General features: G+C 69.1%; 19 protein-coding genes. 9 read left to right on the forward strand and 10 right to left on the reverse strand.

The window, feature by feature from the left end:
- The first annotated feature begins 4 nt into the window (after positions 1-4).
- Positions 5-4,258 (forward strand): AAA family ATPase, encoded by a 4,254-nt coding sequence (locus OV427_RS40565; RefSeq protein WP_267861591.1) that lies wholly within the window; start codon positions 5-7, stop codon positions 4,256-4,258.
- Between the two features lie 6 nt (positions 4,259-4,264).
- On the opposite strand, the gene OV427_RS40570 is transcribed toward OV427_RS40565, so the two are convergent.
- On the reverse strand, positions 4,265-5,680 hold the full coding sequence (locus OV427_RS40570) for a B12-binding domain-containing radical SAM protein (protein WP_267861592.1): 1,416 nt from the start codon (positions 5,678-5,680) through the stop codon (positions 4,265-4,267).
- 153 nt (positions 5,681-5,833) lie between these two features.
- On the opposite strand from OV427_RS40570, the gene OV427_RS40575 reads away from it, so the two are divergent.
- The 4 genes from OV427_RS40575 (at position 5,834) to OV427_RS40590 (ending at position 8,773) form a co-directional block, all read left to right on the forward strand.
- A complete protein-coding gene (locus tag OV427_RS40575; RefSeq protein ID WP_267861593.1) occupies positions 5,834-6,337 on the forward strand; it encodes a GNAT family N-acetyltransferase in 504 nt (167 codons plus the stop codon).
- Positions 6,338-6,578: 241 nt separating this feature from the next.
- Positions 6,579-7,250, forward strand: coding sequence for a methyltransferase family protein (locus OV427_RS40580; RefSeq protein ID WP_267861594.1), 672 nt, complete (start codon positions 6,579-6,581; stop codon positions 7,248-7,250).
- A gap of 93 nt (positions 7,251-7,343) precedes the next feature.
- Entirely contained in the window at positions 7,344-8,012 is a 669-nt protein-coding gene (locus OV427_RS40585; RefSeq protein ID WP_267861595.1) for a TetR/AcrR family transcriptional regulator, read from the forward strand.
- Positions 8,009-8,773, forward strand: a complete 765-nt coding sequence (locus OV427_RS40590) for an SDR family NAD(P)-dependent oxidoreductase (protein WP_267861596.1) — start codon at positions 8,009-8,011, stop codon at positions 8,771-8,773. Before OV427_RS40585 ends, OV427_RS40590 begins: the two co-directional genes overlap by 4 nt.
- Before the next feature lie 18 nt (positions 8,774-8,791).
- Here the strand turns inward: OV427_RS40590 and OV427_RS40595 are convergent, their stop codons facing one another.
- Positions 8,792-9,616, reverse strand: coding sequence for an ATP-grasp domain-containing protein (locus tag OV427_RS40595; protein WP_267861597.1), 825 nt, complete (start codon positions 9,614-9,616; stop codon positions 8,792-8,794).
- A 415-nt stretch (positions 9,617-10,031) separates the two neighbouring features.
- Between OV427_RS40595 and OV427_RS40600 the strand changes: the two genes are divergently transcribed.
- Both OV427_RS40600 and OV427_RS40605 read left to right on the forward strand, forming a co-directional pair.
- Entirely contained in the window at positions 10,032-13,097 is a 3,066-nt protein-coding gene (locus OV427_RS40600) for an ATP-binding protein (protein WP_267861598.1), read from the forward strand.
- A gap of 153 nt (positions 13,098-13,250) precedes the next feature.
- A complete protein-coding gene (locus OV427_RS40605; RefSeq protein ID WP_267861599.1) occupies positions 13,251-13,790 on the forward strand; it encodes a YceI family protein in 540 nt (179 codons plus the stop codon).
- A gap of 19 nt (positions 13,791-13,809) precedes the next feature.
- On the opposite strand, the gene OV427_RS40610 is transcribed toward OV427_RS40605, so the two are convergent.
- On the reverse strand, positions 13,810-14,802 hold the full coding sequence (locus OV427_RS40610; protein WP_267861600.1) for an endonuclease/exonuclease/phosphatase family protein: 993 nt from the start codon (positions 14,800-14,802) through the stop codon (positions 13,810-13,812).
- 259 nt (positions 14,803-15,061) lie between these two features.
- On the opposite strand from OV427_RS40610, the gene OV427_RS40615 reads away from it, so the two are divergent.
- Both OV427_RS40615 and OV427_RS40620 read left to right on the forward strand, forming a co-directional pair.
- The gene (locus OV427_RS40615; protein WP_267861601.1) at positions 15,062-15,214 is read left to right on the forward strand and encodes a hypothetical protein; all 153 of its coding nucleotides are present in this window, start codon (positions 15,062-15,064) and stop codon (positions 15,212-15,214) included.
- Between the two features lie 209 nt (positions 15,215-15,423).
- Entirely contained in the window at positions 15,424-17,076 is a 1,653-nt protein-coding gene (locus OV427_RS40620) for a cyclic peptide export ABC transporter (protein ID WP_267861602.1), read from the forward strand.
- Here the strand turns inward: OV427_RS40620 and OV427_RS40625 are convergent.
- From OV427_RS40625 to OV427_RS40655, 7 genes are all read right to left on the reverse strand, one after another.
- Complete coding sequence (locus OV427_RS40625) at positions 17,054-17,437, reverse strand: VOC family protein (protein ID WP_267861603.1); 384 nt, start codon at positions 17,435-17,437, stop codon at positions 17,054-17,056. The two genes, OV427_RS40620 and OV427_RS40625, sit on opposite strands and share 23 nt — an antisense overlap.
- 104 nt (positions 17,438-17,541) lie before the next feature.
- A complete protein-coding gene (locus OV427_RS40630; protein WP_420718323.1) occupies positions 17,542-19,656 on the reverse strand; it encodes an ATP-binding protein in 2,115 nt (704 codons plus the stop codon).
- 16 nt (positions 19,657-19,672) lie between these two features.
- A complete protein-coding gene (locus OV427_RS40635; RefSeq protein WP_267861604.1) occupies positions 19,673-20,857 on the reverse strand; it encodes a hypothetical protein in 1,185 nt (394 codons plus the stop codon).
- Between the two features lie 2 nt (positions 20,858-20,859).
- The gene (locus OV427_RS40640) at positions 20,860-21,588 is read right to left on the reverse strand and encodes an ImmA/IrrE family metallo-endopeptidase (protein ID WP_267861605.1); all 729 of its coding nucleotides are present in this window, start codon (positions 21,586-21,588) and stop codon (positions 20,860-20,862) included.
- On the reverse strand, positions 21,585-21,962 hold the full coding sequence (locus OV427_RS40645; protein ID WP_267861606.1) for a hypothetical protein: 378 nt from the start codon (positions 21,960-21,962) through the stop codon (positions 21,585-21,587). The genes OV427_RS40640 and OV427_RS40645 overlap by 4 nt, the downstream gene beginning before the upstream one ends.
- Positions 21,949-22,554, reverse strand: coding sequence for an RNA polymerase sigma factor (locus OV427_RS40650; protein ID WP_267861607.1), 606 nt, complete (start codon positions 22,552-22,554; stop codon positions 21,949-21,951). Before OV427_RS40650 ends, OV427_RS40645 begins: the two co-directional genes overlap by 14 nt.
- 275 nt (positions 22,555-22,829) lie before the next feature.
- Positions 22,830-23,195 carry a hypothetical protein gene (locus tag OV427_RS40655; protein ID WP_267861608.1) on the reverse strand — a complete coding sequence of 122 codons (366 nt, stop codon included), beginning with the start codon at positions 23,193-23,195 and terminating at the stop codon, positions 22,830-22,832.
- Positions 23,196-23,273 lie beyond the last annotated feature (78 nt).

The raw sequence follows: 23,273 nt of genomic DNA on the forward strand, positions 1-23,273 counted from the left end.
GCCCATGCTGCCGGTGGACACCGACCCCATCCTCACCTCGCTGGCGCCGTACATCCCCGGCGCCGTGCTCCGCAAGCTCGAGCACACGGAGGCGCACGCGCTGCCGCCGGTGGAGTCGGTGCGCGGCGCCATCCTCCTGCTGGACATCGCCGGCTTCACGCCCATCGTCGTCAGCCTGAGCGGCGCGGGGCCGCGCGGCATCGACGCGCTCCAGCGCCTGCTGACGAGCTACTACACGGAGATGATCGACGTCGTGAAGGACCACGGCGGAGACATCTACCAGTTCGCCGGAGACTCCATCCTCGCCTGCTTCGAGCCCGCGCCGGGCGAGGGCGACGCGGGCGTGGTGCAGCGCGCGGCCCGGTGCGCGCTGGGCGTGCAGCGGCGGCTGATGCGCTTCGCGCAGCTGGAGCTGCTGGGCCAGCGCTTCTCCGTGTCCTCGCGCATCGGCATCGGCTTCGGCGAGTCGCACCGCATCGTGCTGGGCGCCACGGGCATGTGGATGCACCCGGCGCTCATCGGCCAGCCGCTGGAGCAGGCGGTGAAGGCGGAGAAGCGCGCCACGGTGGGCGAGGTGCTGCTCAGCCCCGAGGCGTGGGCGCTCCTGCCGGAGTCCGCGCGCAAGGGCGACCCACGCGATGGGGCCTGGCGCCTGGAGCCTTCCGCGCCTTTGCAGTCCCAGCCGCCGCCGTCCTTCACGCTGGGGCGTGGCGACGACCTGGTGGGGCGGTGCGCGCTGCTGCTGCACCCGGTGCTGTTCACGAAAATCACCACGGCGCACCAGGAGTTCAGCGGCGACTTCCGCGACGTCACCTGCTTCTTCCTGCGCTTCACCAACACCAGCAAGCCCGGGCAGGCGGAGGACTTCACCCGCGAGCTGAACGCCTTCTACGAGTACGTCCAGCGGGAGAGCGCGCACCACGGCGGCGTGCTGCTGATGACGGACTTCACGGACAAGGGCAACGTCCTCTACGTCATCTTCGGCGCGCCCACCGCGCTGCAGAGCAAGGAGGTGCTGGCCAGCCGGCTGGCCTGCAAGATCCTCCGCGAGCGGGACAACTTCCCCTTCGTGCAGGAGCTGCAGATTGGCGTCGCCACGGGGCACGCGTACTTCGGCGACATGGGCTCGCCGTGGCGCAAGGGCTACTCGGCGCTGGGCGAGGTGGTGAACATGGCCGCCCGGCTGATGACGCACGGGCGGGGCACGGGCATCCACGTCGACGCGAACACGGAGCGCAAGCTCCAGCAGAACGGCTTCGCCACCGAGTTCGTGGAGAACGCGAAGCTCAAGGGCGTGGCGCGCGAAGTCCCGGTGTACCGGCTGCAGGCCGAAGTGCGTCGCAGCCTGTTCATCAAGGGCAAGGGCGACATCGTCGGCCGGCACAGCGAGCTGGACGCGCTGCGCACGGCGGTGGGCGAGTCCATCGAGGGCACCGGCCGCGTCTGCGTGGTGTCCGGCGAGGCGGGCATCGGCAAGTCGCGGCTGGGCGCGAAGGTGGTGGAGGAGGCGGAGGAGCGCGGCGCGCGGAGCCTCTACGGCATCTGCTACTCGTACGAGATGTTCACCCCCTTCTTCCCGTGGAAGGAGGTGCTGGTCCAGGTCTTCGGGCTGCACGACGGGGATGATTTGGACACGCAGCTGGGACAGCTGCGCCTGGGCTTCGAGGGACTGGAGGACACGGGCCCGGAGTGGATACCGGTGCTCGCGGCCATCCTCGGCATCCCGATGGAGGAGGAGCCCGTCACGCGCGAGCTGGACGCGCGGCGCAAGAACCAGAAGCTCTTTCAAATCATCCTCCAGCTGCTGGAGAAGCAGGCGCGGCAGACGCCGGTGCTGCTGTTCTTCGAGGACCTGCACTGGGCGGACAACATCTCCGTCGACCTCATCGAATACGTGGCGGCGCGGGTGGCCTCGCTGCGCGTGACGCTGCTGGTGACGATGCGGCCGGGCGAGCAGCTGAAGAACCTCAAGGGGCTGCCCGGGCTGTACCGGCTGGACCTGGCCAATCTGGACGACGAGGACACGCGGGCGCTGTTGCGGCTGCACCTGCGCATGGAGCCGCCGGACACGGCGCTGGAGGACATGCTGCTGGCGAAGGTGCAGGGCAACCCGTTCTTCACCGAGTCCATCGTCCAGGGACTGGTGGAAGGCGGCTACCTGGGGCCGGTGTCGCAGGGCGCGGAGCGGATGGAGCGCAAGCGGAGCCTCCAGGCGCTGGAGCTGCCGGACAGCATCCAGGACGTGGTGCTGGCGCGCATCGACCTGTTGAGCGAGACGGAGAAGCTGGTGGTGAAGGTGGCCTCGGTGGTGGGGCGCATCTTCACGCTGGAGGCAGTGGCGGAGCTGGCGCCGGGCTCGGTGCCGAGGCGGCGCATCCGCGAGGCCATCGACACGCTGACGAAGCTGGGGCTCATCCTGCTGGAGGTGGAGGAGCCCTTCACCTGCATCTTCAAGCACATCGTCATCCGCGACGTGGCGTACAACACGCTGCTGGTGTCCGCGCGCGAAGATCTGCACCGGAGGATGGCGCGCTTCATCGAGACGCGCGCGGGGGACAACCCCGTGAAGTCCGCGGGCATCCTGGCCTACCACGCGCTCGCCGGGAACGACGAGCTGAAGGGGCTGGAGTACACGCTGATGGCGGCGCGCAGCGCGCGCGAGCAGTACGCCAACGACGACGCCATCCACCACTACAACCGCGCGATGGAGATTCTGGGCGGCACGCAGGCGCTGGACCCGGACGAAGTCCTCCTCAAGACGCGCACGGTGATGCAGGAGCTGGCGGAGACGCTCCTGCAGGCGGGCAACTACGCGGGCGCCATCCACATGTTCGAGCAGTGCCTGGCGGACGAGGAGCAGGAGTCGCGCCGGGCGGAAATCCACCTGGGCCTGGGGCGGGCGCACCAGGAGAAGGGCGAGTCGAAGCGGGCCATCCAGGAGCTGGAGACGGCGCTGGTGCTGATGGGCCGCACCATGCCGCGCAACCTGGTGGCGCTCGGAGTGCGCACGGTGCTCGCGCTGGGACTGCACCTGCTCTACGGCGTCTTCCCCTGGCTGGTGCGGCCCCTGGGCTCCCGGCTGCCGCTGTACCTGAAGCAGCTGTCGACGCTCATCTCGCTCATCAAGATCTACTACTTCGCGGACATCGGGAAGCTGACGTGGGCGACGATGGTGGCCGCGACGATGGCCGAGCGCTCGCGCAGCGAATACGGGCTGAGCCTGGCGAGCAGCTACTACGGCTCGCTGCTGTTCGGCTCGGGGCTTCTCAAGCGCTCCGGGACGTGGTGCCACCGGGCGCTGGAGCACGCGAGGCGCTCGCGGGACTCGGTGGCGGAGGGCATTGCCCTGAGCCGGCTGGCGACGCTGAACATCTTCACCAACGAGCAGGTGCGGGCCACGCAGTACGGCGAGGAGGCGGTGGCGCTGCTGCGGCAGGTCGGTGACATGTGGGAGGTGCAGACGGGGCTGATGATGCTGGCGACGAGCCAGTTCCTCTCCGCGCGCTTCGACAGCGCGGAGCGCACCTACCGGGAGATGGGGCGGGTGGGCGTGGAGCTGAACGCGCTGATGCACCAGGGCTGGGCGCACGCGTGGGTGCCCATGTGCCGCTACCTGCGAGGGGACGGGGACGTGGGGGAGCTGTGCGCGGAGCTGGAGGAGGGGCTGCGCATCAGCATCGAGGTGCAAGATTTGGCCAACCAGTGCGCGAGCCTGAACCACCTGGTGAATGTGGCGGTGCGTGAGCAGCAGGTGGAGGAGGCGGCGCTGATGGCGGTGCGCGCGGACGAGGCGCTCTGGCGCTACCACGTGCTGGTGCCCTTCCTCCAGATTGGCCTGGTGGACGCGGCGGAGGGGGCGCTCTTCGCGCTGGAGCAGGGCGCTGTCTCGGTGCCGAAGGCGCAGCTCTGGGCCATTGTGCGCCGCTGTGCCTTCAAGGCGCGGGCGCTGGGGAAGCTCTATCCGTACCTGCGGGGCCCGGCGATGCGGGTGACGGCGCGGGCGAAGGCGCTGAAGCGCGGCGGGAAGGCGGCGGAGCCGCTGTTCGACCGCGCGCTGAAGGTGCTGGAAGCCACGCCCAACCGCTGGGAGACGGGCGTGGCGTACCTGGACGCGGCGGCGGCGCTGCCGCACCGGCGCGGGGAGCTGCTCTCCCGCGCTCGGGAGGTGTTCACCACCATCGACGCGAAGGCGGAACTGCGGCGCGTGGACCGGCTGGAAGCGGACGCCACCGTCGCCGCGCCGGCGATGGCGTCGTAGGAGGCGTCAGGTCAGCCGCTGCGGCTGCAGGCCGAGCGTCTGCATCTGCCCCACGTCCCACGCCTCCAGCGCATCCTGCCCGGCGATGTAGCGCCGGGTCTTGTTCTTCACCGGGTTGCGGATGCTGAGGATTTCCGGCCCGGAGAAGAGAATCGTCTGCTTGTACCGGGGCATGTCGCTCATGGTGAGCTTGGACCAGTAGTGCTTCGCGATGTTGGGCAGGCTGCCCAATTCCATGCACAGCCGGTGGAAGTGCTCCACCACCTCGGACGGGTGCAGATTCTTGGGCTGGTGGCACAACGTGTAGCCGTCGTAGTCGCGGCTGACGGTGCCGGGCAGCAGTCTCCCTTCCGACTGGAGCTCACGGAAGAACGGCGTCTCCGGGTATGGGCAGACGATGCCGAGGAACGTCACGGAGAAGTACTTCAGGTCCGCCAGGTACGTGGGCAGCTTCTCCAGGTACTCGTTGGTGTCCCCGTCCGAGCCGACGATGAGCCCGAAGGACAGGAGGATGCCGGCGGAGAACACGCGGCGGATGACGGCGTCCACCTCGCTCAGCTTGTTCTGGCCCTTGTTCATGGCCTTGATGGAGTCGGGGTTGAGCGACTCCAGACCGGTGTACACGTAGCGGCACCCGGCCTTCGCCATCAGCTTCACCAGCGCCTCGTCCTTGAGCACGTTGAAGGTGAGGGCGCAGCCCCAGGTCTTCTTCAGGGGGATGAGCGCCTCGCACAGCTCGCGCAGGTACTTGGGTGAGCCGCCCAGGTTGTTGTCGAGGAAGACGAACGCATCATCCATGAGCCCCAGGTAGTTGGGGTTCCACCGCATGCGCGTCTGGATTTCGTCGATGACGTGGGCGACGGGGCGGTAGCGGTAGCGCTCGTTGCCGGTGAGGACGCAGAAGTTGCAGGTGAAGGGGCAGCCGCGCGACGCCTCGATGCCGGGCAGGCGCAGCTTGTTGTGGGTGAAGTCGATGAGCTCGTAGCGGTAGGGCTGGATGGCGGTGGGGCCGAGCGAGGGGCGGTTGTAGAGCGGCTGGAGCTGGCCCTTCTCGAAGTCCTCGATGAGTGCGGGGACGTTGGCCTCGGGCTCGCCGGTGATGACGGCGTCGAAGTGGGCCTTCGCGTCGTCGGGGAAATAGCTGGCGTGCCGGCCGCCCGCGACGGTCTTCATTCCCCGCTGGCGGAACAGGGTGGAGAGCACCTTGGTGTGCTCGTAATACGAGTGCAGGTACGAGAAGAAGACGAGGTCCCAGTGGCGGTCCATCGGGATGTCCGTCTCCTTCTCGTTGAAGATCTCCACCTCCGCGTGCGCGGGGCACAGGCCGGCGATGAGCTCCGGCACCGAGGACTGCATGATGGAGGGTTCCTTGATGCGCAGCCGGGTAGGGTGGGTGTACGTGGCGATGACGGCGATGCGCATGCGGGTCGTGGCTCCGGGAAGAGACGGCGCTGCGGCGGCGCGGACGAGGAGCGCACGACACGGTACGGTGCCCCCTCCGGCCTGACCGTGACGGACAGAATCACCCGCACGCAGCGACTTGGCAAAATGACAGCCGCGTAGGATGCGAGGAACATGCCCTCCGAGAAGATGACCCAACCCACCACGTACCGGGTCCGCGTCGCCACCGGGGCCGACGCACCGGTGCTCCTGGCGCTGCTGCGGGAGTTCGCGGCGCACGAGGACAGCGCGCCGCAGTCCATGCTCGCGACGGAGTCCCGGCTGCGGGAGGCACTGGGGGCCACGCCGCCGCTGCTTCGGGCGGCGCTGGTGGAGGGACCTGAGGGCGCGGTGGGCTTCGCGACGTACACGGTGGACTTCATGACCTGGGCGAACTCGCGGGTGCTCCGGCTGGACGACCTGTACGTCCGCGCGAGCGTGCGCGGGGCGGGACTGGGGCGGGCGCTGATGCGGCACCTGGCGGAGGTCGGCGCCGCGGAGGGGATGCCCGTGCGCTGGGAGATGCGGCCGGAGAACGCGTCCGCGCGCGCCTTCTACGGGCGCATTGGCGCCATCTCCCGGGAGAAGACGGTGTTCCGCTGGATGCCGGATGCGATGCGGCGGTTCCTCGACGAGTAGCGCGGGCCCACCCCTGCCAGGGGCGCGTCAACGCGCGCCTGTCATGGGTTTCGTTGGAGGACAGAATGATTGCGGGGCACGCACCTGCTCGGCAGCCACGGTGCCGTGCTGACGCGACTCCTGGCGTCGGGCCGTGTCTTGATTTCGAACTGTGGGTTCCTGGATAATTCCGCGCGGGGCTGGATGTCCGACGCGAATCTTTCGCTGGCTGCGGTCATCGCCTCTCTTCGGGAGCAACTCCATGGAGTCAGAGCAGCTGGTGGTCGAGGCTCGGCGCGGGCTGGGCATTCGCGCCAGCGAGATCTTGACCCATCCCGTGACGAACCTCGCGATGGGCGCGCTCGTCGTGCTCATGCACACCAGCAAGCTGGCGCAGCTGTTCGCCGACAGCAGGATTGGCATCCAGCACACGGGGATCTTCCTCAACTTCTGCATCATCTCGTTCTACGCCCTGGTGCGTGACGTGCCGCGGCGGGTGACGCTCAATCCCTTCAACTGGGCACTGGGGGCGCTCTCCTCCTTCTGGGGGATGGTCATCACCCTCTACTCTTCCGGCGGCGTTGCCGTCGCGCCGTCCTGGGTCATCAGCACGGTGTCGATTGGCTCGCTGCTCGTGATCAGCTTCGCCCGGCTGAGCCTGGGACGGAGCTTCGGCGTGGTTCCCGCGGAGCGGAAGCTGGTCAACCGTGGCGCGTACCGGCTCGTGCGCCATCCCATCTACACGGCATCCGCCCTGACGATGGTTCCAGTCCTGCTGAGCTCCTGGGGACTCATGCAGCTCCTGCTGGTGGTCACCGGAGTCGCCCTGATGGTGTGGCGCGCCATCGAGGAAGAGCGCTTTCTCAAGCAGAGCCCCGAGTACTGCGCCTACGCGGCGGAAGTCCGGTATCGCTTCATCCCGGGCCTCGTCTAGGGCCTCGCGGAGCGCGTCCAGGGGAAGCCCGCCGCGGAGTCCATGGACTTCTCTTGCCAATGCGACCGGTCAGTCATATGACCGACCGGTCACATGCCAACGAGCACCTTCTTCAACCTCCCCGACGAGCGCAGGGACCGCCTCGTGAACGAGGCCATCGTCGAGTTCTCCGACCGGAGCTACGCCGAGGCCTCGCTCTCGCAGATTGCGCGCCGCGCGAGCATCCCCAAGGGCAGCGTCTACCAGTACTTCGAGGACAAGCTCGACCTGTACCGCTGGCTCCTCACCGACGAGGCCCCGCGCCGCAAGCGCGAGTTCATCGGCGCGGCGCCGCCTGGGGGCGACTTCTGGGCCCGCCTGGAGACGTTCATCGAGCGAGGCATGGCCTTCCTCGTCGAGCACCCGCGCCTCGCCCGGCTCTCCGCGGCTGCGGCCACGCCGACGGCGGTGGCGGAGGTCCGCGGCCTCTACAAGGCCATCTGCGAGGCCGGCATCGTGGAGCTGCGCGGCGTCCTGGAAGAGGGGGCCCGTGACGGCGCCCTCCAGGCCTCCGATCTCGACATCGCCACCCGCTTCGTCGCCACCGTCATCGGCCCCGGAATGACGGACGTGATTCTCCAGGAACTCGGCGCCGAGCTCCATGAGGTGCTCGCCTCGGACTCCCTGCGCAAGCGACTCAACCTCAAGCGCCGGCGGGCCCTCTCCCGTCAGGCGGTGCTCTTCATTCGCAACGGGCTGGGCTCGGAAAGGAAATCACGATGATTCGCCACGACTTCACCGGACGCGTCGCACTCATCATCGGAGGCACCTCGGGCCTCGGCCTCGCCTCGGCGCGAGCCTTTGCCCGGGCGGGCGCCAGCGTCGCGCTCGCCGCCCGGGGCGAAGAGAAGGGACGCGAAGCCCGCGCGGCCCTGGAAGCCGAGGGCGCACGCGTCATCTTCCTCCCCACCGACGTGCGCGAAGGAGCCTCCGTGGCGCGGGCCGTGGAGGGCACCGTGATGCACTTCGGCCGGCTCGACTTCGCGGTCAACAGCGCGGGGCAGGGCGGTGACATGGCCCCGCTGGAGAGCACGAACCAGGACGTCTGGGACGACGTCATGGCCTGCAACGCCCGGGGAGTGTGGCTGGCCATGCGCCACGAAATCCCGGCGATGCTTGCCACCGGCGGAGGCGCCATCGTCAACATCAGCTCCATCTACGGCCTCGCCGGACGGGCCGCGCACCACGCCTACGTCGCCTCGAAGCATGCGGTGGTCGGCATGACGAAGTCCGTGGCGCTCGAATACGCGACGCGTGGCATCCGCGTGAATGCCCTCTGCGCCGGGGCCACCCGGACGCCCGCCATGCGCCAGGCGGAGACGTACGTGCCCGACCTCGTCCGGGCGCTCGTCGACGAGCACCCGATGGGGCGGATGGCCACCGAAGACGAGATGGCCAGCGCCGTGCTCTGGCTGTGCTCGGACGGCGCGGGCTTCGTCACCGGCGTGCCGCTGCCCGTCGACGGCGGCTTCCTCGCCGCATAGCCGGCCTGGCCAACCGGCTCAGCGGCGCATCCGCTCGCGCAGGCACTCCGCCAGCTCTTCCCGGAGCGCTTCCGGGAAGCCGGACAGGCCCGGCGTGTCGTTGCACTCGAGCAGGACGAAGTCGCCCCCCTGGGTCTCCAGGAAGTCGAGCGCCACGATGTCCGCGCCCAGGTGCTCCCGGGCGCGCCGCGTGTACGCCACCAGCGCCTCCGGCGGGTCGATGACCTGGTGCTTGCGCGTCTGTACGTTGGCCTTCCACCCCGCGCCCGCGCGCGCCATGGCCCAGAAGCGGTCCCGAATCGCCAGGCAGCGCACGTCGCGCCGGTAGTCGATGTACGGCTCGACGGCGGCATAGTCGTTGGCTGCGAAGAGCAGGTCGGCCACCTCGAACCACTCGTCCTCGGTGCGGACCAGCGCCTTGCCGTAACCGCCGTGGTGGTTGCCCACCTTGACGACGAAGGGCGCGGGGCGTGCGATGCGGCGGACCATGTCGTCGCCCAGCGCCACGTCGAAGTGGATGACGGGCAGCCCCGCTTCGCGCAGCTCGGCGAGCATGGACAGGCGGTCCTGGCAGCGGGCCAGCGTCGACGCCGGGTTGACGCAGGGCACGCCGCTGAGGCGCAGCACGTCCAGCACCGTCCGGTGGCGAGGGTCCGGGCGAATCGCCCCCACGCGCCAGAAGACGCCGTCGATCCGCGTGCCCGCCTCGCGGCTGATGCACCACAGCTCGCCGTCGCGCAGCACCCACGACGCGTCCTGAAGCCGTTGCGAGACGACCTCACAGTCCGGGAAGTAGCTCTGCCAGTACTGCTCGCCATTGATGACCGCGATGGTGGGGCGCATATGAAGTGGAAGCTTGAAGCAGGGGAGCGCCCGGAGCCACGACGGCCCCGGGGATGAGGCGAGTGAGCGACGAAGTCAGCCCGTGATTCCTGAGCCGGTGTCCGAAGGTGGAGACCTTCCGCAGCTTCGCGGGGAATCCCGGGCATTCCCAGCGCCGTGGACCGGAGGGCGCGGGCGGACGCCTGAGGCCCTGCCTGCACTGCCGACACTTCCGTGTGGACAGCCCGTGGCGTCGGGCACATGACATCTCTTTTCATTCCGCTCCGAGGAGTACGCGGCCTGACGCCCACCTGAGGGGCAGCTCTGGCCGGGAGTGGTTACCGATATGCCCTCGAGTGGGTGAGCGCGTGTAGGCCCGGTCCCCTCCGGGTCAGGGCACCGGAGTCAGCGCAGTCACAGGAGGAGTCCGAGAGCGATGGCCGAGCAATCCAGGCGCGACAATCTCCAGTCCAAGGACGTGGCGACCCGCCCCGCTCGGGAGGCGTGGCTGGATGCCCTGGGCGGCCCCAGCGAGCTGCGCGAGCTCATCCGCGCTCGGGACTGGGGGGCGACGCCGGTGGGGCCTCCGGAGACGTGGCCGCACGGCCTCAAGGTGCTCGTCAAGACGATGCTGGCCTCGCGCTTCCCCATGATTCTCACGTGGGGCTCACAGCTCACCCAGTTCTACAACGACGGCTACTCGCGGCTCATCGGCGACAAGCACCCGGCGGCGCTCGGCATCGACATCCGCGTCACGCTGGCGGAGTCCTGGCACATCCTGGGTCCCGTCATCCGGCAGGTGATGGAGACGGGCGTCGCCAGCTGGCTGCCGGCGCTGCTGCTCCTGCTGGAGCGCTCGGGCTACCGCGAGGAGTCCTACTTCGACGTGTCGCATGCCCCCGCGGAGGACGACTCGGGCGCGGTGGTGGGCATGCTCGCGGTGTGCACGGAAGTCACGCAGCAGGTCATCGCCGAGCGGCGCCTGCGGCTGCTCAGGGACCTTGCCGCGCGGACGGGTGAGATTCGCGGCCTCGAGCGGACGTGCGCGGACGTGGCGACGGCCATCGCCGGACATCCGCTGGAGGTGCCCTTCGCGCTGCTCTACCTGCGCTCGGCGGACGGCTCGCGGCTCCACCTCCACGGCGCCTTCGGGCTTCCGGAAGGTGGTGACGCCAGTCCCGCCACCGTGGACCTCTCGGCGGAAGGCCGTGCGCCCTGGCCGCTCGCCAGGGCCGCCGCGGGCGAGACGGTACGGGTGGAGGACGTGGAGCGCCGGGTCACTGTCACGGGTGGCCCCTGGGGGGACGCGGTGCGCTCGGCGCTGGTGCTTCCGCTGGCCTCGGAAGGGCAGGGGGCGCCGTTGGGTGTCCTCGTGGCGGGGGCGAGCCCCAACCGCGCGCTCGACGAGGACTACCGCGCGTATTTCGAGCTGGTGGCGGGGCAGGTCTCGGTGGCGCTGCGCAACGCGCGGGCCTACGAGGAGGAGCGCAAGCGCGCCGAGGCGCTGGCGGAGCTGGACCGGGTGAAGACGGCGTTCTTCAGCAACGTCTCGCACGAGTTCCGCACGCCGCTCACGCTGATGCTCGGGCCCGTGGAGGAGCTGCTCGCGTCGCGGCGCCTGGGCGAGACGGAGCGCCGGGAGCTGGAGCTGGTGCACCGCAATGCCCTGCGGCTGCTCCGGCTGGTCAACACGCTGCTGGACTTCTCGCGCCTGGAGGCGGGCCGCCTGGAGGCGAGCTTCGAGCCCGTGGACCTGGCGACGCTCACCGCGGACCTGGCGAGCGGCTTCCGCTCCGCGGTGGAGCGCGCGGGGCTGGTGCTGACGGTGGACTGCCCGCCCCTGGCAGGCCCCGTCCATGTGGACCGGGAGCTCTGGGAGAAGGTCGTCCTCAACCTGCTGTCCAACGCGCTGAAGTTCACCTTCGAGGGCGGCATCACCGTGCGCCTGCGCGAGGAGGGCGGGCAGGTGCTGCTGACGGTGGAGGACACGGGCACCGGCATTCCCGCCGCGGACCTGCCGCGCCTGTTCGAGCGCTTCTTCCGCGTGAAGGGCGCGCGCAGCCGCTCCCACGAGGGCAGCGGAATCGGCCTGTCGTTGGTGCGTGAGCTGGCCCGGCTGCACGGAGGCGACGTCCGCGTGGACAGCCGCGAGGGGCAGGGCACCACCTTCACGGTGGCGCTGCCGCTGGGGCGCGCCCACCTCCCCGCCGAGCGCGTCCACGGCGCACGCGCCCAGGCGTCGACGGCCACTGGCGCGGGGGCCTACGTGGAGGAGGCCCTGCGCTGGCTCCCGGACCGGGGCGAAGGCGGGGCCTCGCGCGCGGAGCCACGCACCGAGGACACTTCCGGCGAAGGGCGGCGCGGGCGCGTGCTGGCGGTGGACGACAACGCGGACATGCGCGTGTACCTCGCGCGCGTGCTCGGCACGGTGTTCGACGTCGTCACCGCGGAGGACGGCGAGGCGGCGCTGAAGGCCATGGCCCGGCAGGGGCCCTTCGACCTGGTGCTGACGGACGTGATGATGCCCCGGCTGGGCGGCTTCGGACTGCTCAAGGCGCTGCGCGAGGAGCCGCGCACGCGCTCGCTCCCGGTCATCATGTTGTCCGCGCGCGCCGGCGAGGAGGCGAGCGTGGAGGGGCTGGAGGCGGGCGCGGACGACTACCTCGTCAAGCCCTTCTCCGCACGCGAGCTGGTGGCGCGCACACGCTCGGCGCTGGAGTTGGCGCGGATGCGTGGCGAAGTCACCCGGCGCGAGGTGACGGAGTCTCACCTGCGCGAGGCCGTCCGGGCGCGCGATGACTTCCTCTCGGTGGCCAGCCACGAGCTGAAGACGCCGCTCACCGCCTTCCGGCTGCAACTGGAGCTCATCGAGCGCAACCTGAGCCCGGAGGCGCGCACGCACGTGGGGGACCGCATCCTCTCCGCGGGGCGGCAGGTGAGCCGGCTGTCGGCGCTGGTGGAGAACCTGCTGGACGTGTCGCAAATCACGTCGGGACGGCTGTCGCTCTCCCATGATGATGGAGACTTGAGCGCGCTGGTGGCGGACGCGGTGGCGCGGCTGCGCGACGAGGTGGAGGCCGCGGGCTCCGCGCTCACGCTTCACCTGGAGGCGCCGCTGACGGGCCGCTTCGACCGGCTGCGCATGGACCAGGTGGTGACGAACCTCCTGCAGAACGCCATCAAGTACGGCGCGGGTACGCCCATCGAGGTGCGCGTGGAGCGCGACGGCGCACTGGCGCGCATCACCGTGAAGGACGGCGGCATCGGTATCGCCATGGAGGACACGGAGCGCATCTTCGGGCGCTTCGAGCGGGCGGTGTCCGCGCGCAAGTATGGCGGCTTCGGCCTGGGACTGTGGATTGCCCGGCAGGTGGTGGTGGCCCACGGCGGCACCGTCTCGGTGGTGAGCGCGCCGGGCCGGGGCGCCACCTTCATCGTGGAGCTGCCACTGCTCGCGGACCGCGGGCCGCGCACCTCCGAGGAGGAGCGAGACGCCTCGTGAGCACCGGATGTCCGTGAAGGCCGGCGTCACGCGGTGTGAAGCGCCATCGGGTCGTCAATCACCATCGTGCTATCAAGTGGCGGGGTGTTGGATTCTTCCTAGGATGAGGCCACCCGCAACGGCCTCAAACCCCTCTTCTTCGAGTCTTCATCCATGCCCGCTGTAACCACCTGGAACATCGACCCCGCGCACTCCTCCCTCCTGTTCGTGGCCCGCCACATGGTGGTGGCGCGGGTGCATGGCCGCTTCGAGCGCATCACCGGCACGCTGAAGGTGGACCCCGAGCAGCCCGTGCAGGGTGAGGTGGAGGTGAGCGCGGACACGGCCAGCATCTACACGGGCTCGGTGGACCGGGACACGCACCTGCGCTCGGCGGACTTCCTGGACGCGGAGAACGCGCCGAAGCTCACCTTCCGGAGCACGAAGGTGGAGCCGACCGGCGGCTCCGGCTTCCGGCTGTTGGGGGATTTGACCATCCGCAACGTGAGCCATCCCGTGGTGTTCGAGGCGCGCCACACCGCCACGTCCAAGGACCCGTGGGGCAACACGCGGCTCATCTACACCGCGCGCGCCACCATCAACCGCGCGGACTACGGCATCCGCTGGAACAAGACGCTCGACAACGGCGGCTGGCTCGTGGGCGAGAAGGTGGACATCGAGCTGGACATCCAGGCCGTGCCCGCCACGGCCTGAGCGCCGTGGCCCCCGAGCGTCAGGGGCCCGTCAGGAAGTCCGCGTACACCGCGGCATGGTCCGAGCCGCCGTAGCCGCCCCGGGCCTCGCGCGCGGCCTTGAACGAGCCGGCCACGTACGCGCCCCCGCCGCGGGCGAGGTAGAGGTGGTCGATGGCCTGGTGGTCTCCGGAGTACACGTACGTCCACGTCTCGCTGTCCGGGCGGTCGCTGGAGACGCGGAGCAACTCCCCGTCCTCCTCCAGCGCGTCGAGCGGCGGCGAGCCGGGCACGTCATTGAGGTCGCCGCCCAGCACCACGAGTGCGTCGGGGAACTCGCGCGCCGTGTCGACGATGATGTCGTGAGCAGCCTCCGCCTCGGCGAGCCGGCGCACGGGGTCGTCGCTCACCTTCGAGCGGAAGTGCGCGGCGAAGACAATCGTCCGCCCGCCCGGCGTGTCCAGGTGCACCTCCAGCAACTCGCGCGCGAAGCGCGTCGTCCCGCCGCCCGGAAGGGGGAGGTCCTGCTCCCGGTGTCCGCGCGTCAGGAGGATGGGCCAGGCGGAGAGGACGGCCACGTCCACGGAGGCCGGGGTGTAGATCTCACCCAGCACCGCATGACTGAATCTGGGGAGCCGCGTCTTGAGCGCGTCCAGCGAGGCCTGCGTCTCCACTTCGCCGAGCAGCACCACGTCCGCGTCGAGCCGGGAGATGCCCTGCGCGAGCCGGTCGGCCTGGGAGCCGAAGGCGTCGGGAGTGGGGAGGGCCTCGTAGTCGCCGGCGTTGCACGCGCCCGAGTCGCACACCGTGTCGAAGAGGCGGTGCACGTTGAAGGCGGCGATGCGCAGGTGGTCCTCCTCGACCACGGGCGCCCCGCAGTCCGAGGTGGGGCAGACGTCGTCCGTCCGGGGAGGCTCCCGTCCCTGGCAGCCCGTCAGGGAGAGGACGAGTCCCAGCAGCGTGGCCGCGCGGTGGAGGGTGGGGCGGAGGGGGCGGCCCGGCGCGAGCGGCTCGCCAGCAAGGAGGAGGGACATGGGGGCGGGAAGCCTAGCATCGCGGCCGCGTGGCGCCCGACACCGCCATGCCCGGCACTTCGCGGAGACGTTAGGTTCAATGGAGGGCGTCCACCCGGGGGCGCGTTGCGCTCGGGGGAGCGTTGCGGCATGACGGATGGCCGGCCGTCCGGAGGCTGCCTGCAAGGTGGGCTTCCAGGCATCAGGTAAGGGGCGCGGGGCCGGGGAGTCCTTCGCGAGGCGCGACGCGGGTCATCGCCACAAGGGAGTGTGTGTGGACATGCTGGTGGAAATCCTCATCGGTGCGGCGGTGATGACCCTCGTCACGGTGCTCTTCACGGGGCCGGGCATGTGGAGCTCCTCGTGGGGCTTCAAGAAGCGCGAGGGCCAGAACCCTCCGCCGCCGGGTTCATCCGACGACGCGAAGCCGTGATGACGCAGCCAGCCGGGTGACTCCGGGAGGCGGGCGGGAAGCCGGGCCTCCGCTGCCCAGGCGACCTGTTGTCGGGCCCGGGGCCGTTGTCGCCGGTGACGGGAGCCGGGGATTCGTCCAGGGCTTGAGGGGCGGCGTGGTCGCTCGTATGGTGGCGGCCCCTCGATCTCCACCTGGACCTGGCTCCGGGTCCTCTCGGTGCCTCTGGAATGAAGGTCATCTCCCTGCTGATGCGGGCCTCGCGCGGGCTCTTCCTGCTCGCGATTGTGCTCGGTGTCACCTCTGGCGCGAGCAGCGCGCGCCTCATCGCCCTCATCAATCAGGTGCTCACCGGGGAGGGCCCGCTGCAGCGGAGCACGGTGTTCACCTTCGTGGGCGTGGGGCTCCTGGCGATGGCGTCCCGGACCGCCACGCAGATGCTGCTCGTCCGGCTCAACAGCGGCACGCTGTACCAGCTGCGCATGCGGCTCAGCCGCCGCATCCTCTCCGCCCCGCTGCGCAACCTGGAGGTGGTAGGCAACCCCCGGCTGCTGTCCGCGCTCCAGGAGGACGCCATCACCGTCAGCCAGGGGCTGGTGCAACTGCCCACCCTGGTCATCGACGCGGCCACCATCATCGGCTGCCTCGTCTACCTGGCGTACCTGTCCGGGTTCGTCTTCATGGGGATGGTGGCGGTGCTGGTGCTCGGGCTGACGATGTACATGCTGCTCCAGCGCCGTGCGCGCGCGCTGCTGTTCCGCGCGAGGCAGAAGGTGAACACGCTCTTCGCGCACTTCGGCGCCCTCACGGGCGGCATCAAGGAGCTGAAGCTCCACCGCCGCCGGCGCGTGGCCTTCCTGGATGAGGCGCTGGAGCCCACCGCGGCGGACATCCGCAAGCTGTTCACCCGCAGCGCGGACTTCGGGGCGTACGGACAGGCCTGGGGCTTCCTGCTGCTCTTCACGCTCATCGGCCTGTTGCTGTTCGCCTACCCTGCCTTTGCCGGCGTCGACCATAAGACGCTCGTCGGCTACACGCTGGTGGTGCTGTACCTCCAGCAGCCGCTGGACAGCACGATGAACCTCGTCCACATGCTGCTGCGCGTGGGCGTGGCGGCGGGGAACATCGAGGAGCTGGGGCTGTCCATCACCCAGCAGGGGGCGGAGGAGGCCATCGCCGAAGTCGAGGAGCCGCGCACCTTCCAGCGCCTGGAGCTGGTGGGCGTCACGCACGCCTACCACCGGGAGAACGAGGACACGCGCTTCACGCTGGGCCCGATTTCGCTGTCGCTGGTGCCCGGCGAGTGCGTCTTCCTGGTGGGCGGCAACGGCAGCGGGAAGACGACGCTGGCCAAGCTGCTCACCGGCCTGTACCGCCCGGAGTCTGGCGAAATCCGCCTGGACGGGCAGGTCGTCGTCACCGACGCGGAGCGCAACCGGTACCGGCAGCACTTCACGACGGTGTTCTCGGACTTCCACCTCTTCGGGCAGTTTCTCGGGCTCGGCTCGCCGGAGCTGATCGCGAGGGCGGGGGAGTTGCTGCGCCGGCTGCACCTGGACCGCAAGGTGAAGATCGAGAACGGCAAGCTCTCCACCACGGAGCTGTCCCAGGGGCAGCGCAAGCGACTGGCGCTGCTGACGGCCTACCTGGAGGACCGGCCCATCTACGTCTTCGACGAGTGGGCGGCGGACCAGGACCCGACGTTCAAGGACGTGTTCTACAAGGAGCTGCTGCCCGAGCTGAAGGCGGCGGGCAAGTCGCTGGTGGTCATCTCGCATGACGACCGGTACTTCGCGTTGGCGGACCGGGTGATCCGCCTGGAGTCCGGCCTCGTGGTGGACGCGCCTGTCGCCGCAGCGCTCAGGTCTGGAACAGCTGGATGAGGTTGCCGCAGGTGTCCTCGAACACGGCGATGGTGACGGGGCCGGCCTGGGTGGGCTTGCTCCGGAACACCACGCCCCGCTGAGTCAGCTTCTCGTATTCCTTGTGGATGTCCGTGGACTGGAAGGCCGTCGCGGGGATGCCGTCGTCGAAGAGGGCCTTCTGGAAGACCTTCGCGGCGGGGTGGGCGTTGGGCTCGAGGACGAGCTGGAAGTCCGCCGAGCCCTCGGGGGAGACCACGGTCAGCCACCGGAACTCCCCGATGGGGATGTCCACGTGTTTCACGAAGCCGAGGACCTCCGTGTAGAACTTCTCGGCCTTGGCCTGGTCATCCACCAGCACACTGCTCAGCGCGACCTTCATCATCACCTCGACGTGACTGCTTGGGAGAATGCTCAACCGATTGGTTGAGGATAGGGCCGGGGCGCAGGAGGGTCAACCCTTCGGTCTCCATGCACGGCGCGGCGCTACTCCACGAGCAGGCGCTTCACGGGGGCGGGGTCCACCGCCACCATCAGCGGGCGGGTGAAGTTGCTGAACGAGACCAGCGCCTGTCCCGGGGCGAGCCGTGACACCCGGTTCCAGAGCCCCTCGTCGATGTTGCCCACGGTGCGCTGCATCCGGGAGATGACGGTGCTGTCGGTGATTTTGTGGATGATGAAGTTGTTGAGCAGGCCGAGCACCTCGTTGGGAAGGTGCTGCGGCAGCTGCGTCACGAAGACGAGTCCGAGCCACCGCTTGCGGCCGCGCTTGGCGATGCGGGCCACCTGCTCGAAGAGCACCGGCATCTGGGAGATGCGGCTGGCGGAGAGGAATTCGTGCGCCTCCTCGATGATGATGAGGACGGGGGTGACGGCCTGCTCGTTGTCATTCGCCTTCTGGTAGCGCGCCTCCTGCGTCTCCTGGAGCCCGCGGAGGATGTCGGCGATGACCAGGTTGTTGAGCTGGGGTGAATCCGTGTCGGACAGGTCGATGACGGAGACGCGCCCCGGCGTGAGCATGGAGCCGTAGGCCACGCCGGGCACCCGGCCCACGTCGAAGATGTTGAGCCGGCGCAGCCGGTGGAGCTTGCTGGCCAGCCCCTTCCAGCTCACCGCCAGCCGGCTGCTCTGCTGCATCACCCGTTTCATCACCAGGCCAGGGTCGCTCCGGAACTCGCTGTAGAGCGCAAGGATTCTCGGAGGCACTTCGGGCGCCTGTGGCTCGTCGGGGTCGAGCCCTTCGAGGATGGAGCTCTGCTTGCTCTTCGAACGCGAGCGGCCCTTCGTCTCCCCCTTGCCCTCGTCACTGAGGCTGTAGATGTAGGCATTCACCACATCCAGCACGTGCTGGATGGTCATCCGGGGATAGCCGGTGGTGTGCTCATCCACGTCGAGCGCCTGCTGCTCCTCCTGTGCCGTTCTCGGGAAGATCTTGAAGTCTTCCAGCAGCAGCTTGGTGACGTCGTACGCCTTGAGGAACCGCTCCTGCTGCGCGTCCGATATCTCCAGGATTTCGGCCAGTGCGTAGGGCGAGAGGCTGGAGAAGTTCAGCGCGAAGGGGTGCAGGTTCCGGTGGTGCGGGTTGCGGCTGTCGCGGCCCGTGAGGTGGTGGATGTGCAAATCCCGCACGCCCTGCGGCTTCTGCCCGCGGCGCTTGAGCGCTTCGAGCATGGCCGCATGGTCCGTGGGCTGGTCCACGTGCGAGTACTCGCCCTCCACGTCGAAGACGATGGTGGCGATGCCCGCCGCCTGGGCGCGGTGGATGAGGGTGGCGACGGTGGTGGACTTGCCTCCACCCGTCGTTCCGATGATGCCGGTGTGGCGTGGGAGAATCGCCTTGTCTCGCGCATGGAGGCGGGCCTCCATGTTTTCGTAGCCCACCACGACGCCGAGACACAGGTCTCCGCCCACGCCGAGCACGCGCTCGCTCTCCTGTTCATCCAGGACGAAGACGGGGCTCTGCGGCTGCGGCCGGAAGCGGGGTGGCTTCAACGTGCCTTCGACTTCCTCGCCGAGCAATTCCACCTCCGCGCGGCCGTGGTAGTCGAACGTGTACGAGAGCTTCTTGCCCTGTGTCACCACGCCAATGGCCATGGTGGAGTTGGCGGGGACGGCGTTGGGCTCCGCGAATGGGCCGCGCACGACGACGCCGAGGTATGCGCGGCCGTCCTCGCGGGACTTCACCCGTACCAGCGTCTGCGACGCGAGCAGGTGCAAATCGTCTCGCGTCATCAGGACGGTGATGAGGTTGTCCTGGCTGGACGGGGTGTCGAAGTGCGTGAAGCCCACGGCCTGCTCCAGCTCTGGAGTGAGCCGGGCAGCCGCCTTCACCTCGTTCCGCAGCGCGTCCATCCTGGCCTGCGCCTCGGGAGGGGTGGGACGGACGACGTCCTCGCGGGTGCTGGGCGCCACCAGCGGCGCGGGCGTCTTGGCGCCGTTGGACTGGGGCGCACCGGCGGGGCGGAAGCCATTGCCCGCGGGAGGCGTCTCCGAGCGCTGCGCGTCCCTTCGCGAGCCATTCACCACGTGAAACGGAGACGTCCTGCTGCCATTCAGCCCCTCCATCCCTGGAGGCCGCGGTCCCTTGCCATCATCGACCATGATTCACCTTCCCCGGCTAGCGGCGCAGCCCGCGCTCGCTGAAGTACTGGAGGTTCGCGCCCGCGTGGGCGTAGGCGTCCTGGACGAGGCCCTGGAAGCCGTCCTCGCCGAAGGCAGCGCGGCAGGACATCTCCGCGACGTCGAGGAGCATGGGGAAGCCCCGCTCCTGCCGGAGGACGCTGTCGGCCATGGCCACCCGGACCGCCTCGTGGACGAGCTCCCGGTGCGCGTAGAAGAGACGGGGAGGGGAGTGGTCCGACACGCGGAACAGCCCCTTCACGACGTGGGGACAGGACTGATGCACGAAGTTCCACGCCAGGCGCTTGCTGCGGTCCCCGTACTGCCAGCCGTCGACGAGGTGCATCCCGTCGCTCTCCAGCGTCTCCAGCAGGGCGAACTCGCCCGCGTCGAGCGCGAACCCCATCGTCAGGAAGCCCCGGTCCTGCAACGCTCCGGAGACGAAGACGAACTTCTTGTGCTCGTGGATGAGCCGCTCGAGCAGGCGAACGGACAGTTGCAGCAGGCTCATGTACCCGGAGCCGGTGAGCAGGTCATGGGCGCAGGGGTTGTTCATGCCCATGCGCCATTCCGCCGAGGACTTGTTCAGCAGCGCGGCCCGCTCCGCGTAGGCGCGGATGCCGCGGCGGGCCAGCCGGGACTGGGAGTCATGCCGGTCCCTGAAGCGGTTCTGCCGCATGTCGATGTAGTCCATCGCCTCCCGCAGCCCATCCCCGCCGCGCTGGGCCACCTCCTTGCGGAAGAGACGCTGCGAAAAGGCGCCAGAAGTGCCGCCGTAGCCGACGACGGCCACGCCAATCTGGGAGATGCCGATGGGGATGCTGTCGTGCGAAGCCGACGAGCCGGCCACGGCGTCCACGCGGCCCTGGAAGAGCAGCCGCTCGTGGACGAGGCTCAGCTCCTCGGGCGTGACGCGGTAGACGCCGGCCTCGGGGAAGGCGCGGTTGCGCCCGGGCAGCCGCGGAAACACCTCGCTGCGGACGAGCCCTCGCAGCCGGTCCTCCTTCTTCACCGCGCCGGCAATCTCCCGCCGGAAGCGCTCCATCACGCGGTCCAGGTCGAGCCCCGTGGACCACTGGTCGAGGTCGAGCGTGGAGACCAGTTCCTCGCCGAAGGCCTCGCGGTAGTCCTCGTCTCCGAACAGCTCCTCTTCGCCTTCGTCTGGCGGAACCCCTCCCGACATGTTCACCCTCCGTCCAATCCAAGGAAGCTCTGGCTGGAGAAACGCGGCATGCGCAGGTGGCGGCGCAGCGACGCGACGTACGTCCGGGCCACCTTTCCAGGAAGGCCGAAGCGGAACTGCGCGCGCTCGGCGGCCTCCGTCTCGGACGCGCCCTCCAGCAGGGGACGCACGAGCGCCGCCGGAGCCAGCAACTCCAGCGCGAGCTGGTCTGCGCGCCGCTCCGAAGTCGCGACCTCGCCATTGGGGTAGTAGCCGGAGGCACTGCGGCGGATGAGATTCGAACGGGGCTTCAAGGACACCCGCTCGAACAGTGCCGTCACCACCTCTTCGTGAGTCGGCTCGCGCTCCCCGTCGAGCACCGCGAGGATGGTCTCTCCAAGGACATGCACGGCGCGCCGGCGCGGGAGCAGGTGCTCGAGCACGAAGTGCGACGCTTCATGGGCCAGGGTGAATCGCTGCTCGGCGGAGTCCTTCTTGCTGTCGTGGAAGAGGATGCCCTTGTCCACGTCCCAAACCATGCAGCCATGGACGTCACGGGGGAACTCCTCCGGCCGGCGAGGCCTGCCCCGCTGTTGCATCCATTGACTCATGCTCTCGGGCGTCGGGCGCTCCATCGGCACCACGGTGATGGGGAGTCGCAGCTGAATCTCCAACGCCATGTTCCGGGGGAAGCTGGGAGGCGCCCTCGTGCCGAACACCGCGGCGGCTTCCTCCATCCAGCGTGCCGTCATGAGCCCGTCTCTTCGTCCTCGGAGTCGTCCCTCGCCGCCACTCGCATCGCGGGCCGCTCCCCCTCTGGCACATCCCTCGCCCGCTGGGCGATGGCACCCATCACCTCGACCCGCCGGATCACCTGGACGAGCGGCAGCAATTCCACGGAGAAGCGCGTGGCGATGGCGGTGGCCTGCTCTTCGAAGCGTGATTCCTCGGGACGGCGGCACAGGGCCATCCAGTGCAACACGTCCTGCGAGCAGCCCAGCTCCCTCGCGAGCGCCTCCTCGGAGTGGCCTTCGAGCTGCCGGTACTGCTCGAAGACATGGCCCATCATTCCGGGCTCGGCCTGGCTCCGCTGGGCCGCCCGCGCCAGCCATTCAGGGGTCGACATCGGCCCACTCCTCCCCGGTCCGCGCCAGGGTCTTCTTGAAGCGGTCCCAGTGTCGCTTCACCGCCTGGCGAAGCTCCGCCTCCGGCATCGGGGGCAGCCCCAGGGCCTCGCCCACGGCACGCGTGGAGCCCTCACCCTCCAGATAGAGCCGGAGCAGGGTGAGGTCCCTCTGCGAGAGCGATTTCTTCTCGAGCCGTTCCATGGTTTCGCGAGCCTCCACGGATGTCTCCATGACTTCCTTCGGAGACCTCGCCCCGAGTTCGACAGCGACCCCGAATTTCTGCTCCCGGCGCTCGCGCGACTCGCGGGAGCGGCGCCGGTCCGCCAGCCTCTTCCTGGCGGCCTCGGTGAGGTAGCTGCGCAGGCGTCCCTTTCCAGGAATGAACCGCTTCGGGTCCTCCGTATAGGCGAAGAGGACGTCGATGATGGAGTCATAGACCTCGTCGCGCTGGAGCCCCGTCAGCCGGCTGCCGCCGAGCATCGCGAGGATGGGGTCCATGAAGGCTTTCATGACGTCACTGGAGGCCACCGGGTCGCCGCTCAGGAGGCGCTCGTGCAGCGCTTCCTCCTCCGACTGTGATGGAAAGCTCATCCCCACACCTCGCCGGGACTCTCCCGCCCGCATCGGTTTCGTCGCATCTCGTCTGCTCCTTCGGTACCGACCAGTGGAGTTCGACGCGGGGGCCCCCGCATGATCATGCAAGAGGTTGATCTTCGCAGTCCAGCCTGTCCTTACCTCTCAGGGGGTATGTCAATTCCGCCTCACTCTGGGTTGTAAGCGATCCCCCACCGTCTGGAATGACAGGGCGGCCTACCTCCCGGGAGACGAGACATCCTGTTCGGCAGGACACAGTCTCGCAGGTTGTGTCAGTGAATCTCGTCGTCTCCAGTGCTGTCCCTGGCTGCCATCTGCATGCCGCTGATCGCAGCGGAGTCATGCCGTGCCGACAGCGCATCCAGGACTTCCACGCGCCGGAGCACCTGGACGAGGGGCAGCAACTCCACCGAGAAGCGCTCGGCGATGGCGGAGGCCTGTTCGGTGAAGGACTTCCCCTCTGGACGGCGGCACAGTGACAACCATTGAAGCCCTTCCAGGGTGCAGTGGAGCTCGGCCGCGAGCGTCTCTTCAGAGCAGCCCTCGAGCTGGAGGTATCGCGCGAAGGCGTACCCGAGCATCCAGGCCTCTCCATGGCTGCGTCGCACCGCGGCTCCGAGCCAGGCGGGAGTCGACATCGGAATCCTCCTTTGTGCGTATTTCCATGGATTGCCCATGGCCTCTTTCGGAGACACCGGGCGGAGTTCGACAAACGC

The organism is Pyxidicoccus sp. MSG2, assembly GCF_026626705.1.
In the GTDB taxonomy this organism is placed as follows: domain Bacteria; phylum Myxococcota; class Myxococcia; order Myxococcales; family Myxococcaceae; genus Myxococcus.

Excerpts from the sequence above, each read along its gene's own strand:
- OV427_RS40565 (WP_267861591.1), top strand. The coding sequence starts at position 5 with ATGCTGCCGGTGGACACCGACCCCATCCTCACCTCGCTGGCGCCGTAC.
- OV427_RS40570 (WP_267861592.1), bottom strand. The coding sequence starts at position 5,680 with ATGCGCATCGCCGTCATCGCCACGTACACCCACCCTACCCGGCTGCGC.
- OV427_RS40575 (WP_267861593.1), top strand. The coding sequence starts at position 5,834 with ATGCCCTCCGAGAAGATGACCCAACCCACCACGTACCGGGTCCGCGTC.
- OV427_RS40580 (WP_267861594.1), top strand. The coding sequence starts at position 6,579 with ATGGAGTCAGAGCAGCTGGTGGTCGAGGCTCGGCGCGGGCTGGGCATT.
- OV427_RS40585 (WP_267861595.1), top strand. The coding sequence starts at position 7,344 with ATGCCAACGAGCACCTTCTTCAACCTCCCCGACGAGCGCAGGGACCGC.
- OV427_RS40590 (WP_267861596.1), top strand. The coding sequence starts at position 8,009 with ATGATTCGCCACGACTTCACCGGACGCGTCGCACTCATCATCGGAGGC.
- OV427_RS40595 (WP_267861597.1), bottom strand. The coding sequence starts at position 9,616 with ATGCGCCCCACCATCGCGGTCATCAATGGCGAGCAGTACTGGCAGAGC.
- OV427_RS40600 (WP_267861598.1), top strand. The coding sequence starts at position 10,032 with ATGGCCGAGCAATCCAGGCGCGACAATCTCCAGTCCAAGGACGTGGCG.
- OV427_RS40605 (WP_267861599.1), top strand. The coding sequence starts at position 13,251 with ATGCCCGCTGTAACCACCTGGAACATCGACCCCGCGCACTCCTCCCTC.
- OV427_RS40610 (WP_267861600.1), bottom strand. The coding sequence starts at position 14,802 with ATGTCCCTCCTCCTTGCTGGCGAGCCGCTCGCGCCGGGCCGCCCCCTC.
- OV427_RS40615 (WP_267861601.1), top strand. The coding sequence starts at position 15,062 with ATGCTGGTGGAAATCCTCATCGGTGCGGCGGTGATGACCCTCGTCACG.
- OV427_RS40620 (WP_267861602.1), top strand. The coding sequence starts at position 15,424 with ATGAAGGTCATCTCCCTGCTGATGCGGGCCTCGCGCGGGCTCTTCCTG.
- OV427_RS40625 (WP_267861603.1), bottom strand. The coding sequence starts at position 17,437 with ATGAAGGTCGCGCTGAGCAGTGTGCTGGTGGATGACCAGGCCAAGGCC.
- OV427_RS40630 (WP_420718323.1), bottom strand. The coding sequence starts at position 19,656 with ATGGTCGATGATGGCAAGGGACCGCGGCCTCCAGGGATGGAGGGGCTG.
- OV427_RS40635 (WP_267861604.1), bottom strand. The coding sequence starts at position 20,857 with ATGTCGGGAGGGGTTCCGCCAGACGAAGGCGAAGAGGAGCTGTTCGGA.
- OV427_RS40640 (WP_267861605.1), bottom strand. The coding sequence starts at position 21,588 with ATGACGGCACGCTGGATGGAGGAAGCCGCCGCGGTGTTCGGCACGAGG.
- OV427_RS40645 (WP_267861606.1), bottom strand. The coding sequence starts at position 21,962 with ATGTCGACCCCTGAATGGCTGGCGCGGGCGGCCCAGCGGAGCCAGGCC.
- OV427_RS40650 (WP_267861607.1), bottom strand. The coding sequence starts at position 22,554 with ATGAGCTTTCCATCACAGTCGGAGGAGGAAGCGCTGCACGAGCGCCTC.
- OV427_RS40655 (WP_267861608.1), bottom strand. The coding sequence starts at position 23,195 with ATGTCGACTCCCGCCTGGCTCGGAGCCGCGGTGCGACGCAGCCATGGA.